General features: G+C 57.3%; 4 protein-coding genes. All 4 read left to right on the top strand.

Going from position 1 to position 17,475, the window contains the following annotated elements; genetic code table 11:
- The first annotated feature begins 501 nt into the window (after positions 1-501).
- Positions 502-4,569 carry a type I polyketide synthase gene (locus GON22_RS16040; RefSeq protein ID WP_160397113.1) on the top strand — a complete coding sequence of 1,356 codons (4,068 nt, stop codon included), beginning with the start codon at positions 502-504 and terminating at the stop codon, positions 4,567-4,569.
- Positions 4,570-4,646: 77 nt separating this feature from the next.
- Positions 4,647-6,908, top strand: coding sequence for an SDR family oxidoreductase (locus GON22_RS16035; protein WP_160397112.1), 2,262 nt, complete (start codon positions 4,647-4,649; stop codon positions 6,906-6,908).
- A gap of 36 nt (positions 6,909-6,944) precedes the next feature.
- Positions 6,945-15,866 carry a beta-ketoacyl synthase N-terminal-like domain-containing protein gene (locus GON22_RS16030; protein WP_160397111.1) on the top strand — a complete coding sequence of 2,974 codons (8,922 nt, stop codon included), beginning with the start codon at positions 6,945-6,947 and terminating at the stop codon, positions 15,864-15,866.
- Positions 15,850-17,463, top strand: a complete 1,614-nt coding sequence (locus GON22_RS16025; protein WP_160397110.1) for a PfaD family polyunsaturated fatty acid/polyketide biosynthesis protein — start codon at positions 15,850-15,852, stop codon at positions 17,461-17,463. The genes GON22_RS16030 and GON22_RS16025 overlap by 17 nt, the downstream gene beginning before the upstream one ends.
- Positions 17,464-17,475: the final 12 nt, after the last annotated feature.

Here is a 17,475-nt window from a genome sequence, read left to right as displayed (position 1 = left end):
ATCGAGAGCTGTGAAGTTGTGGTCGATCTCTAAGTCCTTTGTCCTTATTTGATGCATTTACTAGAAATGCGAGGAAAAAATTCGTCGAAATTCGACAAAATGTGAATTCACGGGAGCGGAATGTTCCCTTATAATAGGTAATAGGAACCAAGATAGGAAGGAAGTACATCGGGCAAGGTGATGGAACGTTGAGCGGGAGCAGAGCAACGTTGGGTTGCATGCGGCAAGCAGTCCGTAATTGATTTTTAACCGTGTATTAACCTTGGATTACTGTAATTAATGGTTTGCTGCGGGCATTCGGCTTGAATAATAACGGATTGGCCGCATGTGTGGAGCAATAGCTACTAATGCAGCTGGATTGAACGGAGTACATGATGCAAAGCAACATAATGTGCGAGGCGAGCAGCGTTCGTTGCGATTTCCCTATCAACCACTCTGCTAACCAGTGATGAACGGGTGATTTTAGGCTGCAAGAAAATACGTAAAAAAGGAGGAAGGCAAGTGAACGACGCAATAGGAACGGGAGCGATCGCCATCGTTGGTGTCAGCGCGTTATTGCCCGGATCAACTGAAAACAGGGGATTTTGGAACGATATCATGGCGGGAAAGGACCTGATGGCCGATATTCCGAGCACGCATTGGCTTATCGAGGATTATTACGACCCTACGCCGATGACGCCGGATAAAACGTATGCCAAGCGAGGCGCTTTTATCCCGCAAGTACAGTTTGATCCAAAGGAGTTTTCGATGCCGCCAAGCAACATTCCTGCGACGGATACGAGCCAATTGCTCGGGTTGATGGTGGCAAAAAGCGTGCTGGAGGATGCGGCACAAGGCCAGTTCAGCTCGATCGACAAGGACCGGATCAGTGTCATTCTCGGCACAGCGTCCGCTTCGGAACTCACAGTGGAGCTGGGCAGCCGCATTCAACGGCCGGTCTGGGTGAAGGCGCTGCGGGAAAGCGGGCTGCCAGAGGATGAGGTACAGGAAATTTGTGACCGTATTGCATCTGAGTACGTGCCATGGAAGGAAAGCTCCTTCCCCGGCTTGCTCGGGAACGTTATTGCAGGAAGAATTGCCAACCATTTTAACCTCGGCGGCACGAATTGTATTGTGGATGCGGCTTGCGCCAGCTCCCTTACCTCAATTTCGATGGGGGCAATGGAGCTGCTGGCTGGAAAGTCCGATCTTGTCATTACAGGCGGCGTAGATACGTTGAACGATATTTTCATGTTTATGTGCTTCAGCCAGACGCCAGCGCTCTCCCCGACAGGCGATTGCCGCCCGTTCTCGGATCAGGCAGACGGCACGATGCTTGGCGAAGGGTTGTGCATGTTTGCCCTAAGGCGACTGGAAGATGCTGAGCGAGACGGTGATCGGATCTATGCCGTAATGAAGGGCTTCGGGACCTCTTCCGATGGGAAGTCCAAAAGCGTATATGCGCCTGTTTCCAAAGGGCAGGCGAAAGCGCTTCGGCGCGCTTATGAGATGGCCGGCTATTCACCTGCTACCGTAGAGCTTATGGAAGCGCACGGAACGGGGACGAAGGCGGGCGATGCGGCGGAATTCGCAGGGCTAGCTTCGGTATTTGATGATGGGATGAGAGAGGATCGGCAATGGTGCGCGCTCGGCTCTGTCAAATCGCAGATCGGCCATACCAAGGGAACGGCGGGCGCTGCAGGCATGTTTAAGGCTGTCATGGCGCTTCGGCATAAGGCGCTGCCGCCTACGATTAAGATCGATCGGCCCAATCCGAATCTGGATATTGCGAACAGCCCATTTTATTTGAATACGGCGGCACGGCCTTGGATCAGGGGGGCAGCGCATCCGAGACGGGCATCCGTCAGTGCGTTCGGCTTCGGCGGCAGCAACTTTCACGTCACGCTGGAGGAGTATAACGGACCGGGGAACCGGGCTTGGAAGCTGCGGACGATGCCGTCCGAGTTGCTTTTGTTTAGTGCGAATAATCCGGCGGCTTTGCTCGCGCAGTGCGAAGAACAGCTTGCCGGTCTAACAGCTGACGAAGGGCTGCATGCCTATCTTGCTCGGCATACGCAATCGCATTATGATCCGAAGCTGCCAGCAAGGCTGGCGCTCGTTGCAGCGGATTTGAACGGCCTGAGGATTAGATTAGAGAAGGCAATCGTAGAGCTTCGTCATCATCCAGAGCAACGAATCGATGATAATAGCGGGATTTATTATGCATATGGCGCGAATCCTGGCAAAATAGCGATGCTGTTCCCTGGCCAAGGAAGCCAGTATTTGAACATGGGAGCGGAGCTGCTATTGGCGTTTGACGATGCCCGGGCAGTGTGGGATAGGGCTGCTGATCTGGGAATGGATGAAAGCAGCAGCCTGCACGAGGTTGTCTACCCTCGGCCTGTGTTTGCCAAAGAAGAGCTGGAAGCGCAGCGTAGCCAGTTGCAGGCAACCGAGTGGGCGCAACCGGCAATTGGCGCAATGAGCATGTCGATGTTGCATGTCCTGCGCAAAGCTGGCGTACAAGCGGAGTATTGTGCTGGTCACAGCTTTGGTGAGCTGGCTGCATTGTGTGCAGCGGGAGTTATCGATGAGGGGGACATGCTGCAAGCGGCTAGAAAGCGCGGCGAACTAATGGCTGCTGCCTCAGCAGCATCGGCCGGCAGCGGCGCGATGTGCGCCGTGTTCGATTCAATCGACCGGGTTCGTACGTTAATCGAGGAGAGCGGTTTAGGCCTCGTTTGCGCGAACCATAACTGCCCTAGCCAAGTGATTGTCTCTGGAGAGGCTGGGGAAATCAGCCGCTTAGAGGCAGCGTTGTCCGCTAAAAGCATTAGATGCCAACGGCTGCCTGTGTCTACCGCATTTCATTCGCCTCTCGTTGCTTCTTCTGTACCGGAGTTCCGTGCGTATTTGTCAGGCTGTTCAGTTGGGGAAGGGAAGGCTGTAGTCTTGTCGAACGCAGACGGCCAGCCGTTTCCTTCATCTCCGGACGGGTTGTGGGATCAATTGGCTGATCAGATTGCGCGGCCGGTCCTGTTCGCTGAGACGGTACAGGAACTCTATGCGAGCGGCGTCCGCACGTTCATCGAGGTCGGGCCGAGCGCCGTGCTGACGGGCCTTGTCGAGCAATGCCTTGCAGGCAAAGATATTGTGGCTGTTGGAACTGACCGAAAAGGGCAGCACAGTGTCCATTCGTTGTGGCATGCACTGGGTCGGCTTGCAACTGCTGGCGTTCCGATCGATCTAAGCCCGTTCTGGGAGGATTACAAGGAAGAGGAAGATCCACGCAGCCGCCAAAAGCCTGCATTTACGATTCCGATCAGTGGCGTCAATAGCGGAAGGCCTTATCCGCCTGTGGGAGGGACGGCGGCGTTGCCGAAGCCAAATGAGGCAATAGTAGCTAACGTTTCTCCGATCTCGGGAGCTGAGCTTGGGGCATCTGTGGCCGCTCTGCCGAGTGAACAGCAGGAACTAACAGCCCAAAGTCCGGCACTTGAAATTGCAACCGCCCAGCAAGTTTACGTTGGAACTACTGGCGTGAGTTTGTTAACTAGTACGAATGAAGATCAACAGCATGCTGTTTCGAATATAGCAATGTCTCAAATCTACGAAATTCAGGAGGAAACTATTATGTCCAATTATCCGACTACGACCCAATCCGTCCTTCTTGGCGCAATAACAGAGCTGCAGCGCCAGACGATGGAGGCGCATGCCGCCTACCAACGTGCTATGGCAGATAGCCACATTGCTTTCTTGCGCACGGCTGAAGTTTCGCTTGCTGGACTAAGCGCATTGGCAGCCGGAGGGCTCGGCGCTTTCGCCGCAATGCCTGAAATTGCAGCTTCGACTGCTGCATCGGCGTACATAGCGCCTGCACCAGTGGCCCCAGCAGCGCCAGCGTACATAGCGCCTGCACCAGTGGCCCCAGCGGCGCCGGCGTACATGGCGCCTGCACCAGTGGCCCCAGCGGCGCCGGCGTACATGGCGCCTGCACCAGTGGCCCCAGCAGCGCCAGCGTACATAGCGCCTGCACCAGTGGCCCCAGCAGCGCCAGCGTACATGGCGCCTGCACCAGTGGCCCCAGCAGCGCCAGCGTACATGGCGCCTGCGCCAGTGGCCCCAGCAGCGCCAGCATACATGGCGCCTGCGCCAGTGGCCCCAGCAGCGCCAGCATATGTGCCGCCCGCGCCAGTAGCAGCAGCGGCACCGACATACATGGCGCCCGCGCCAGTAGCACCAGCGGCACCAGCATACATGGTGCCAGCGCCAGTTGCTCCAGCGGCACCTGCCGTTGACGAAGCAGCATCGCTTCCACCGTCCAACGACGTAAGGTCAGTCATGCTCGAAGTGGTAGCAGAGAAGACGGGCTATCCGGTCGAAATGCTTGATTTTGATATCGAGCTGGAGTCGGGGTTAGGGATCGATTCGATCAAACGTGTCGAGATTTTATCCGCCGTACAGGATCAGTTGCCGGAGCTGCCTGACGTGCAGCCAGGTGAGCTGGCAGCGCTCAATACGTTGGGCGAAATTGTTGATTATATGAACCAAGCGCTCGGCAAAGGCAAGGAGTTGGCAGGAAAAAAGTAGTTGCCCATGGTAGCAAACGGTCCACTGTTGTGCGTTATGGAGTGAAGGCTGCTCCCGCGCCAGCGGCAGGTTTGGCGATGCCCGGCTTATGGGACGGTGCGGCCATTGAAATCATGGATGACGGGAACGGCATTGCATTAGCGCTTGCAGAGCGCATGCGGGAAGCAGGAGCGCAAGTGCGAATAGTAGCCACCGTTACTGCGGAAGCGGATGCTGTTATTTGGCTGGATGCGCTAAAGGCGATGGAAACCGATGAAGAAGCGCTGTCGGCTAACCGCCGTGCTTTCGAGGCAGCGAAGACGGTAGCCGCGAAGTTTGCCCAGCAAGGGGGTATTTTCGTCACGGTGCAGGATACCGGGGGCTCATTTGGCTTGGCTGAACCGGCGGCCTCCCGCAGCATTTGGACGGCTGGCTTAACGGGGCTTGTCAAAACAGCGGCACGTGAATGGCCGAAAGCCGCCGTCAAGGCGATTGATCTTGACCGCGAGGGGCTCACGGCAGAGGATGCAGCGGAGCGCATATTCGAGGAATTGTTCGCCGGAGGGCCTGAATGCGAGGTTGGCCTGCAGGCTGGCGGAAGGCGAATGACGCCAATATTAGATTTGGATGCGGCTACTTCTATTTCGCCCAACGATAACAGGAAGGGCCGGGCAGCCACTGATGAGCCAGCCGTACTGCTCGTATCTGGTGGGGCAAGAGGCGTTACGGCTGCAGCAATTGCGGCGTTGGCACGGACTGAACGGCTGCGTCTGATTTTGCTTGGCAGAACACCGCTCGAAGAAGAGCCTGCTGCCTGCAGAGGGATCTCAGATGATGCGGGGATGAAGCGTGCGCTGCTCGAACAGTCGAAGGCGGAAGGCATCGCTTTGCCATTGGCGGAGCTCGGCAGAAAAGTACAGCGTATTGTGATGAACCGCGAAATCACCGGCAATCTTCAGGCGCTAAGGGACCTTGGTTCCGAAGCCATCTACGTGCCTGTTGATGTGCAAAATGCAGGCGCGCTGCGGGAGGCCCTGCTTCCAATCCGCGCCCAATGGGGACCGATCACCGGCATCGTGCATGGCGCAGGCGTGTTGGCGGATAAAGCGATTGCGGACAAAACGCTGGATCAATTCGACTATGTATTTGATACGAAAGTGGGCGGCCTTCGGGTCTTGCTGTCCGTCACCGAAAACGATCCGCTTACGCTCATTTGCTTGTTCTCTTCGGTATCCGCCCGCAGCGGTAACGTTGGGCAGGCGGATTATGCCATGGCGAACGAAGTGCTGAATAAGTGCGCTCAATTTGAAGCGATTCGGCGCGGTTCAAGCTGCATTGTAAAATCGATCAACTGGGGCCCTTGGGACGGCGGGATGGTTAGCCCGTTGTTGAAGAAGCATTTTGAACAGCGTGGCGTTAATCTTATTCCGCTGGATGAGGGGACCGCTGCTTTCGTAGCGGAGGCGACGGACATGAACGGGCCTGTCGAGGTTGTGATCGGCGGCTGTTCGGAAGACAGGCCAACCCTGATCGAAGGTGCGTCAGAGAAGAGCTGGTATGCGGAATTGTTTCTGCCTGAACCGTCGCATGCGCCTTGGCTGAATGATCATCGAATCGGCGGCAAGCCTGTCGTTCCGGCTGTGATGGCAATGGATTGGTTCGTGCGCGCGGCTTCGGCAGCGTATCCACATCTTAGTGTGAAGCAGTGTTCGAACTTAGCCGTTAAAAAGGGCATTATGGCCGCAGCAAATGATGCCAAGCGCAAACGGTTGGTTTTGGCATGTTTGGATCAAACGGACGGCATCGAGCATGCTCGGCTACGCTTCGAGCTTCGGGGAGAAGAAGGCCTCGTTCACTATACGGCCGACGTTGAGATGGGCGTAGCGCGTGATGCCGTGCGGTTCGGCGTACCTACACTTGATGCTGTTAGCGGTGAGGCATGGAACTGGGAGATAGCTGACGCCTATGACGGCAGCAAGCTTTTTCATGGTCCAGCCTTCCGGGTCATTCGGGAACTGACGCTAGCAGGCAATGAAGGCGCTGAGGCGATTTTTAAGCATGATGAAGCGACGGCATGGTCGTTTCGGGAAGGGCGAATCGATCCGGCGATGATCGATGGCGGCTTGCAGCTCGCACGGCTATGGGGTATCCGAATGTTCGGCGAAACGACCCTTCCAACCGTGATCGGATCGCATTCGGCTTACCGAAGCATGCCCGAGAATGAGAGCATTATTTGCCGGATTCGGAGCAAGCGCCACGGGAGATACAAGACGGTTTCGCAATTGGCATGGCTGGATGGACAAGGCGAAGTGGTTGCAGAGCTGCTGGACGTCGAGATGCATATTGTTGCAGGCCAATAGCAGAAGCAAGCACATAAGTGAGAGGAAGGTTACAGGATGAGATTCGAGCCGATTGCGATCGTCGGGCAGGGTTGTGTGTTTCCTGGTGCGGCGAATCCGGAGGAATTATGGCGGATCGTCGCTGAACGGCGGGAGACGCTGACAGAGCCAGAAGAAGGCGAATGGCGCCTGTCGCGTGAAGCATCCCGCCGGGGCTCGGATGGGGCGGATTGGCCGATTCGCGGCGGATATATTAGAGGATTCAAATCGGCTTTGGATGGAGCTAGCCTTCAGGTGGATTCGGAGCAGGTACGTGCGATGGACCGGATGGTCCATTGGCTGCTGCATGCAGCGGCGGAAGCGTTGCCGAATCCTGACGCTGGCCCCGGCATGCATAAGCGTACCGGTGTGGTGATCGGCAATTTGTCGTTGCCAACCGTTTCGTTGTCGCGTTATGCAGAGCATGTATGGCTGCGGGATCAGGAAGGGGATCTGCCAAGGGAGCTTCTTGCACAGGAGGCTGGCGAAGCACCGGGTGCGGTTAATCGATTTATGTCGGGCTATCCCGCCCATTTTCTCGCGAAGGCGTTTGGGCTGGGGGCTGGCGCATTCTGTTTGGATGCAGCTTGTGCGTCATCGCTCTATGCGATCAAGCTGGCCTGTGACCGGCTGCATGACGGAAGTGCCGACCTGATGCTCGCTGGTGCCGTCAATGGAACAGATGCGTTATTCCTGCATACCGGCTTTCGAGCGCTTCAAGCGATCAGCCGGTCGGGACAGAGCCGCCCGTTTCATCCAGAAGCGGATGGCCTTGTTCCTTCTGAGGGAAGCGGCTTCGTTGCATTGAAACGATTGGCTGATGCTGAGCAGGCGGGCGACCGCATTCTCGGCGTCATTCGAGGCGTCGGCCTATCGAACGACGGGGGGCAAGGCGGCATACTGGCTCCCGCCCGTGATGGCCAGATTCGAGCGATGCGGCAAGCTTACGAGATGTCGGGCTTGACGCCGCAAGACATATCGCTAATTGAATGCCATGCAACGGGCACCTCACTAGGCGATGCGGTGGAGATTCAAAGCATGAGCGACGTTTTCGCAGGGTCAACAGGCATCCCAATCGGCTCGATAAAAGGCAATATTGGACACCCTGTAACGGCTGCAGGAATGGCAGGCCTGATGAAGGTGCTTCGAGCGATGGAGGAGGGCGTTTACCCGTCCACCCTGCATGTTGAGGGACCGGTTAAATTGCTGGAAGGAACGCCTTTCCGGCTTCCTGATCCGGGGGAGGCTTGGAAAGCGGAAGCGCCGCGCCGGGCGGCGCTGAGCAGCTTCGGCTTCGGCGGCAACAATGCGCACTTGATCGTGGAACGCTATGAGCCCGGAAGAACCGCAACGGCAGCTATGCCCAGCCATCAAAGCGAAGCGGCAGGCCGTAACAATGCAGTTCTGGCTATTGTCGGCATCGGAGCGACCGTTGGGAGCAACAAGACAGCTGGAGAGTGGGCCGCGGCATTATTCGGAACAGGCATTAGCGGGCAACTAGGAACGGAAGCGTTCCGTTCAAGTGAAATCACGCTTGCCTTACAGGAAATTACGGTGCCCCCCGTCGATTTGAAGCAGGCGCTGCCCCAACAGGTGATGCTGCTGCGGACGGCAGCTGAAGCTGCGGCAGCAGCGGGTGGCCTGACGGGAGACCGCGTCGGCGTGTATGTCGGCATGCAATGTGATGCGGAGATTGCCCGGCATATCGCTCGGGTCCGAATCGGCGATTGGGCGCTGAAGCATCGGGAGCGGTTTGATTTTGGAAATACAAGTGCGGCTATCGATTCGCTTCAAAACGCTTTCTACGGAACGCTGGAATCGTCGACGGTCGTCGGTCTGCTGCCGAACGTGCCGGCCAATCGGCTTAACAAGCATATGAAAATTTCCGGTCCGGGCTTTACCGTCTCTAGTGAGGAACTGTCCGGCATCACCGCATTAGAGCTGGCATCCCGTGCCCTCAGAAGCGGTGAGCTGGATGCCGCATTGGTCGGGGCAGTTGATCTCAGCGACGAAACCGTACATCAAGCAGCTGCGGAGGCTTTGCTGGAAAGCGGCAAGCAACGGGCAGGCGATGCTTCTATCGTGCTCGCGGTCAAGCGGCTCGAAGATGCCCGGCGGGACGGGAACACTGTCTATGCCGTGCTGCCCACATCCGGGGAAGGGACTGCAAAGGCGGCGCTCATGCTGGGCAATAACGGCAAGGATGCTCTCCATCTTGCAGGCCGCTTCGGCCATGCACATGCGGCTTCGGGCCTTATGCATGTGGCAGCAGGTGCACTTGCTTTGCACTATGGATTACAGCCTGTGGACCGCGGCCGAAATCCTCGCCCGTGGCTGCGAGGAGAGCAGGGACGGGCGGTTCAGGTTGATATTCGTGCACTCGGCGGAGCGTCAGGCTCTGTCATGCTAACGGAAGGGGACCGTTTCGGGATGCCGTTCGTGGCGGACAGCTCCCGCGTGCCGAGCCTGCATGCCTATGCTGCAGATGATCGGTGCGGGCTGCTGCAATCGCTTCGCAATGGAATGGAATCGCAGCAAGGCATCGTTCGGTTAGCTATTGTTGCATGCGGAGCCGAGGAACTGTCGGCAGCAAAACAGGCTGCTGCTGCGGAATTGGAGCGTCTTATTATAGCGCCCGAATCTGGTCCATTCCAAGAGGGACCGGGCATCTTTTATAGTGAAGCGCCTATAGGTGGTGAGCTTGGATTCGTATATGCGGGCGCAGCATCCGCTTATGCAGGCATGGGCAGCGGATTGCTGGCGGCAATCCCTGAACTGGGGAGTGCGATCCATGAACGGTTCAGCACGGCGGCGGAAGCGGCCGGGTGGCTATATGCAGAGCAAGCGGAGCGCGCGCCAGATCCGCTCTCGATGCTTGGCGGAGCGTCCTTATTAACGCAGATTCATGCGGCGTTTACGCAGCAGTGGCTGGGTCTTAGGCCGCAGGCTGTAATTGGGCTGTCCTCGGGCGAGACGAATGCACTAGCCGCAACAGGTGCATGGAGCGGCCTTGATGGGTTATTCCGCGATTTGCAGCATCATGGCATTTATAGCCGCGAGCTTGCTGGAGATTGCCGCGTCTTGCAGGAAGCATGGGGGGAGCCGCAACCGAAGTGGGAAAATTGGCGTGTGAAGGCTTCGCCGGAGGCGATCCGCGAAGCGATTGCAACAGAAGAACGCGTACGGCTTACGATGGCCAACGCGCCAGGTGACTGTATCATTGGTGGAGATCCCGCTGCTTGCAGGCGAGTGTTGGATAGGCTCAGGCCAGCGCCTGCCTATCCGCTAGGCTACGATATGGTCGTACATTGCCCGGAGCTAGCTGCGATTGCAACACATTGGCGAGACATTCATCGGCGCCCGACACGCCCAGTGCCAGGCATACGTTTCTACTCGGGCGTACGTGCATCGCACTACGTGCCGGATACGGATAAAGCGGCCGATGCGCTTCTGGAAATGGCAACAGGCATGGTCGACTTCCCACGAACGATCCGCCAAGCATGGGAAGATGGCGTACGTGTATTTGTTGAGCATGGTCCCCGCAGTCTCTGTTCGGGCTGGATTAGCCAAATTTTAGAAGGCCGCGAGCATTTGTGCATTGCACTGGACCAGGCCAGCGTCGAATCGCTTGAGCAGGCTGTTACGGCAACCGCCCGATTATTCGCAGCAGGCATTGATCTGGACATCAATCGGCTGCAGGTTCGGCTTGCCGGCCTGAAATTGGGCCAGTCCACGAATGGAACAACGGCCAACATGGCGTTTCCAGCACATTTGCCGCCGGTCATCCTGCCGAATGTCCGAACAAGAAAGCCGGACGCCGAATATCCAATTGGACAGGAAGAGGTTAAGCAATTGAACAACAAATATGTGATGGCAACGATGCCGTCCTTAGCGCCGCCTCCCGCATATGGAGGAGAGCTGGTTTACACGGCTTCGTTAGCCGGGGAATATGCCCGAATGGCGGCGGCCCACAGCCGATACATCCAACTGCAAAGCAGCACGCAGCTGCAGTTGATGCAATTGCTGGCTAACAATCGCCCGCAGCCGCTGCCTGGCATTCCTGCAGCTGTGCTGGCTTCATTGCCTGCGCAGGCACCGCCAATTGCACCGGCTGGACCGCCTGCGGCAACGATGCCGACCGTTCCAATTGCGCAGGAGACAGCTGCTTCGGCGGCATCTTCAGTCGCCTCTGCCGGCACAATTCACGCCGAATCAAACGTAACTGCGCCTGTAGCGCACCTTATCGAGGCGCGGACTGCAACAGCGGAGAAGATCAGCTTCACGCGTGAGCAGCTTGAAATATTGGCATCCGGCCGAATTTCCGATGTGTTCGGCCCTGCATTCAAAGGACAGGATGGCTATGCGCTGCAGGTACGCATGCCGGAACCGCCGCTTCTGCTAGCTGACCGAGTCGTCCAGCTTGAAGGGGAACCGCTCTCCATGGGACTAGGCTCCATCGTCACCGAAACGGATGTGTGTTCCGACTCCTGGTACTTGCACAAGGGACGCATGCCGCTGGGAATTATGATCGAATCGGGGCAGGCGGATTTGCTGCTCATTTCATGGCTTGGCATTGACCGGCTGAACCGGGGGGAACGCGCCTACCGGCTGCTCGGCTGCGAGTTGACGTTCCACGGCTCATTGCCTGAGCCGGGCGAAACGTTAAGCTACGACATTCGCGTCGATTCGCATGCGAAGCATGGTGAAATTCGCCTTTTCTTCTTCCGTTACGATTGCACGGACAACCAAGGCCGCCGAAGAATGACGATGCGGCATGGGCAAGCTGGGTTTTTCACGGCCGAGGAATTGCGGGAGTCGGCAGGCGTCATCTGGGATCCGGCAAGCGTAGAAATTCGCCCGGATGCACCATTGGATTCGCCGCATGTCCACCATGTTAAATCGCGGTATTCTCGGGATGAGGTTCAAGCGTTTGCTGCTGGCGACACGTTCGGCTGCTTTGGCGAAGGTTTTGATTTCGCCCAGACCCATACGTGCTCGCCATCGATTCAGGGCGGCCGCATGCTGCTGCTGGACGAAGTAACGGCATTCGAGCCCAACGGAGGACCGCTTGGCCGAGGCTATCTTCGCGCTGAGACTAGCTTAAGCGGGGAAGAGTGGTTTTTTGCCGGGCACTTCAAAAATGACCCAGCCATGCCGGGCACGCTTATGCTGGAAGGCTGCGTACAAGCGATGTCCTTCTACTTGGCAGGGCTTGGCTATACGCTGCGGAAGGACGGCTGGCGTTTCGAGCCAGTCCCGGATCTGCCGTACAAGATGATTTGCCGCGGCCAGGTGACGCCGGAATCCCGTAATCTGATTTATGAGGTATTCGTCCAAGAAGTCATTGAAGGGCCAAAGCCTACAGTCATCGCAGACGTGTTGCTTACAGTCGACGGGCGCAAAGCATTCCATTGCAGCCGGCTTGCCGTGCAGCTTGTGCCAGACTTTCCGCTGCATACTGATCTTCGGCATCTAGCGGAAGGCGCATCCGGCGACCAGCGGGCGGCTTCGGCGGATGGCGTAACCTTTGACTATTATTCGCTGCTAGCTTGCGCATTCGGCAAGCCGTCCCATGCGTTTGGCAGCCGCTATGCGCCATACGACGAGGGCAAGCATGTGCCGCGCCTGCCCGGCCCGCCTTATCATTTTATGACGCGGGTCACTGAAGTTAGCGGACAGCTTGGCGTACCGAAGAGCGGAACGGTCATTACGGCTGAATACGATATTCCGCCAGACGCATGGTACTTCGCTGAGAACAGCAACGCTACAATGCCTTTCTGTGTGCTGCTGGAAGCTGCACTGCAGCCTTGCGGCTGGCTCACTTCTTATCTGGGCATTCCCGAATCGCCGGAGCAAGATGCATATTTCCGCAATTTGGATGGAAAGGCGACGCTGCATCGGGAAATACTGCCTGGCGCAGGCACATTGCGGACCCGGGTAAGCATGACTAGCTTGTCGCGGATGGGCCATACCTATATCGAATCGTTCCAAGTGGATTGTTTCTTAGAGGATGCTCCTGACGCGCCGGCATTTACGATGTCGACTGTGTTTGGCCACTTTACGCTGGCAGACTTGTCCAATCAGGTTGGCCTTGGAGCTAGTGTAGAAGAACGGGAACGAATGCAGGAGCCATCCGATTTCGAGGTTGATTTGCGCGGCAATGATTGTCACTTCCTAGGCGGGGGACCGGCAGTTCGGCCGCAGCTTGCCAGCGGCAAGCTGTTGATGCTCGATCGTGTTACTGGCTATTGGCAGCAAGGCGGCAAGCATGGCCTTGGACGGTCAAGAGCGGAGAAACGGGTCGATGCAAGCGATTGGTTCTTTAAGGCGCATTTCTACCAAGACCCCGTACAGCCGGGTTCGCTGGGCGTCGAAGCGATGCTTCAGCTACTGCAGTTCCATATGCTGCATGAGGGCATGGATCTAGGCAGGAGCCAGCCGCGTTTTGAGCCGCTCGGGACGGGCATGGAAATTGTGTGGAAGTACAGGGGGCAAGTTACGCCGCAGAAGGATAAAATCGTCGTCGATCTCGATGTGCTGGAGACAGGCCGCGACGAGCTCGGTGTATACGTTATCGCTGAAGCATCGCTTTGGGCGGATGATTTGCAAATCTATTACGTGCCGCGCATGGGGATGCGGATTGTGGACGATGGCGGCAACGGGGCGCAGCTGCGGGAACGGAACGCCGAACCAGAAGCGGCTATTGAAGAAACGTTATTCGACCCTAAGGAGCAAGCGTGGGTATGGGATCATTGCCCAACATATAACGCACCGGCGCTGCCTTCGACTTTTATTATGGAAACAATGGCGGTGGCCGTGCGCAACCGCGAACCGCATTTATCCATCATTGGAGCGGAGGATGTACAGTTTAAGCGATGGCTGATCTGTGACCGTCCCCGCCGTTTGAGGACCGAAGTGCGCAAGGCAGCGGAGCAGGGTGGAAGCGGCGAGGGCATCTGGCATGAAGCGAAGCTCTATGCTTGGCGGGACGCATCGGATCCTCGGCTGTCCCGGTTCGAAGAAATCGCATCAGGCAGATTCGAGCTGTCGCACCGCTATCCGGCTATGGATGAAAGGGCAAGCCAACCATTCGAGCCACTTAAGGGGGAGAGCCAAGCTGCAGACCCTTATGATGCTGGACTGCTTTTCCATGGGCCTGCCTTTCGGATCGCGAGCGGGATCGTGCTTGGAACGAATGGCGCTACGGCCATGCTGTCGGCGGCAGGAAATGCAGCCGGGGGCTTTTCCATTCCGGCAGGAATCCTGAACCCGCTCCTACTGGATGGAGCTACCCATGCGATTCCGCATGATGGGCTGGCTATATGGACGCCTGAAATCGAGGCGGACACGGTAGGCTATCCGCATCGCATGACGGCTTGCCGCTTCAATGGGGAAACGCCAGTAACCGGGGCAGTTCGCTGCGAAATTCGATTCGACGGCTTCGAGGGCAGCAGCCGTTATCCGGCATTTCGTATCAGGCTCTATGAGGGTGAGCGGCTATGGGCAACGCTGAGGTTAGTCGAGGTGCTGATGCCTAAGGGGCGGCTGGGCCGTGGCGATGGACGTGAGCGAAAAGCTTTCTTGCACGACGGCGCTTATGTAGAAGGTATAGGGCTGTCCCGCCATGAAGGGGAGTTCACGAAGCTTACGGAAGCCGAAGTTCGGGGATCGGATTGGCTCGCAGGTACCGTGGCTGCCGTGTATGGCATTGCTGCTGAGGCAAGCTATAAGGAATTAACGCGAATGGCGGCGATAAAGGATCATGTGGCGCATATTGCATGCGTTCATCCTTCCGCGGTGCGTGTGGACGAGAGTCGGTTGATTGCGTTCAGCTCGGCCCATCCGTATGAGCGATTCCCGATAACCGTCGAGGAAGTGGACAAGGAAATCCGAGTTAGCTCGCAAGCGCCAGTCCGCGATATTGAAGGGGCTATGGGGTATTGGAGGCACAAGCTGGGCAGCAATAACTGGCTCGGTGAAGATTTATACCGGGCGCTGATCGGCAGCTTCGTCGGCCGGTTCGTTGTCGAAGATCCCGTTCGGTTTGCGCAAGCGGCCAGCCAAGGCCCGGTGCTCTATCTCGCGAACCATCAGACTGCGGTAGAATCACTGTTGTTTGCCTGCTTGGCAGAAGGGCTGACACGAAGCCCGGTAGCTGCGATTGCCAAGAAGGAGCATCGCGATTCGTGGATTGGCCAGATGCTTGCGCATTTGGCCTCGAACCCGAATGTGCAATTTACGATTCCGATTGTCCATGTTGATCGGGAAGACCAAGGGGCGATGCTTCAAACCTTGAAGGAGCTTGCTAGCCGAATGCGAGAGACGAAAGAATCGATTCTCGTGCATGTTGAAGGAACTCGCGCACGGAGTGAGCGTAATGAGGTCGCGGTCGTAAGCGGCATTTGGCCAGACCTTGCCATACAGGGCGGCATTCCGATTGTGCCTGTCCGGTTCACGGGCGGGTTGCCGGAGGAGGAGGCCGATTCGCGGTTGGAGTTTCCTGCCGGATACGGCAAGCAGCATTATCAGATTGGCAAGCCGATTACGCCAGACGAGCTTCGGTCACTGCCTCTGGCAGCCCGCAAGCAGCTCATTCTTGATGCGCTGAACGGTACGGGGCGAAAGCCTGTGAAGGATATGCATCATCAAAATGCCGGAGGCACAGGCAATCCACAATTGGCCGAAGCGATCGATATCTTGGTGGTCCAAAGTGGGCTGCCTTATGAGCAAGCTGTGCTGCTGGCCTCGCTAGCGCGCTTGGAAGGATGCAGCGACGAAGGCGCAGCACTGTTGCAAGGCTTGTCTACAGGGAAGCTTCGCGTCGGGAGCGGTCCTGCGGGACAGTGGCTTGCGAAGTTTGCGAGCTGGCTATACGGCCAAGCGGGACCGAAGGTGCAAGTGACGAAACGGAGGAGCAACACGCATGCAAACAATGCTTAGATGGATACCCGGCGGTTCGGCGCCTGCATTTGTACAGGAGGACCTAACCGTACTAGCCGCGAACGTGCGCGAGCCTGCATATATTGTCCGCAGTGTCGAGAATGGCGCATTAGGCCTCGCGCTGGGAGGGGATGCCGTTGCCGCGGAAAACGCGAATGGAGCGGGCTATCCGCTTGCGGCTATGCTGCCAGCGCTGTATCCCGAGTGGCTGGGAGGCGGCTCCTTCACCCAAGCGCATGGCGTGCGTTTTGCTTATATCGCTGGCGAGATGGCGAACGGCATTGCGACGGCGCGAATGGTCATTGCAATGGCGAAGGCGGGCATGATGGGCTTCTTCGGGGCAGCAGGCCTTCCGCTTGCACGCGTGCAAGAAAATCTCGATGTGATTCAGGCTGAGCTCGATCCCGTTGGGTTGCCTTGGGGCATTAATCTGATCCACACGCCTAACGAGCCAGCAATGGAAGAGCATATCGTCGATTTGTATATCCGCCGAGGCGTACGAAGAGTGTCTGCTTCTGCGTTCATGGGGCTTACACCGAGTATCGTTCGTTATGCATGCAGCGGGCTTACGCTCGATGCTTCTGGCGTGATTCGCCGCAGAAACCATCTTTTTGCGAAAATTTCACGGCCGGAGGTAGCCGGCCCGTTCATGTCGCCAGCACCGGAGAAAATGCTCGTGGATCTCGTGCGCCGAGGGCTGCTGACCGCTGAGGAAGCGAGGCTTGCTGCTTATGTGCCGCTTGCGGAGGATATTACGGTCGAAGCGGATTCCGGCGGGCATACTGACAACCGGCCATTGACGGCACTGTTTCCCGCGATCATGCGCTTGCGTGACGATCTCCAGCAGAAATATCGGTATGCATCCCCGATTCGTATCGGCGCTTCGGGCGGGCTAGGCACGCCGGCTGCCGTGGCGGCTGCTTTTGCGCTCGGCGCTGCGTATGTCATGACTGGCTCCGTTAACCAATCTGCAGTTGAGTCGGGCCTCTCTGAAGAGGGGCGCGCTATGCTTGCGACAGCTGGGCTGGCGGATGTTGTTATGGCGCCAGCCGCCGACATGTTCGAGCAAGGCGTTAAGGTGCAAGTGCTCAAACGCGGCACCTTATTCAGCTCTCGCGGCTTCCAGCTGCTAGAGCTGTACCGCAGCTATAACCGAATTGAGGATTTGCCGGACAACGTGCGCCTCAAGCTGGAGAAGGAAGTGTTCCAAGCGCCGCTCGATCAGATTTGGGCGGACACTGCCCGATTCTTCGAAAAGCGGGAGCCAGGACAGCTCGAACGGGCGGCACGCGACCCGAAGCACAAGATGGCGCTCATCTTCCGCTGGTATCTGGGCAAAGCAAGCCGATGGGCCATTGACGGCGCGCAGGAACGCAAGCTTGATTACCAAATCTGGTGCGGGCCTGCAATGGGCTCTTTCAATGCTTGGGTTGAGGGATCATTCCTCGAACAACCGCATAACCGTACGGTTGTCCAGATTGCTTGCAATCTGCTAGAGGGTGCGGCAGCCGTCACAAGAGCACAGCAGCTCCGGAGTTATGGGCTGCCGGTTCCTGCTCAAGCGTTCGATTACAGGCCCCGGTTGTTTCAATTATGATCGGAGGCGAGT

Source organism: Paenibacillus sp. MMS18-CY102 (assembly GCF_009789195.1).
Classification (GTDB): domain Bacteria; phylum Bacillota; class Bacilli; order Paenibacillales; family Paenibacillaceae; genus Paenibacillus_T.
The sequence above is the reverse complement of the archived record's forward strand: the minus strand, read 5'-3'. Positions and strand labels throughout refer to the sequence as shown.

What these genes read in the sequence shown, in the direction of transcription:
- GON22_RS16030 (WP_160397111.1), top strand. Translation starts at nt 6,945, where the DNA reads ATGAGATTCGAGCCGATTGCGATCGTCGGGCAGGGTTGTGTGTTTCCT.
- GON22_RS16035 (WP_160397112.1), top strand. Translation starts at nt 4,647, where the DNA reads ATGCCCGGCTTATGGGACGGTGCGGCCATTGAAATCATGGATGACGGG.
- GON22_RS16025 (WP_160397110.1), top strand. Translation starts at nt 15,850, where the DNA reads ATGCAAACAATGCTTAGATGGATACCCGGCGGTTCGGCGCCTGCATTT.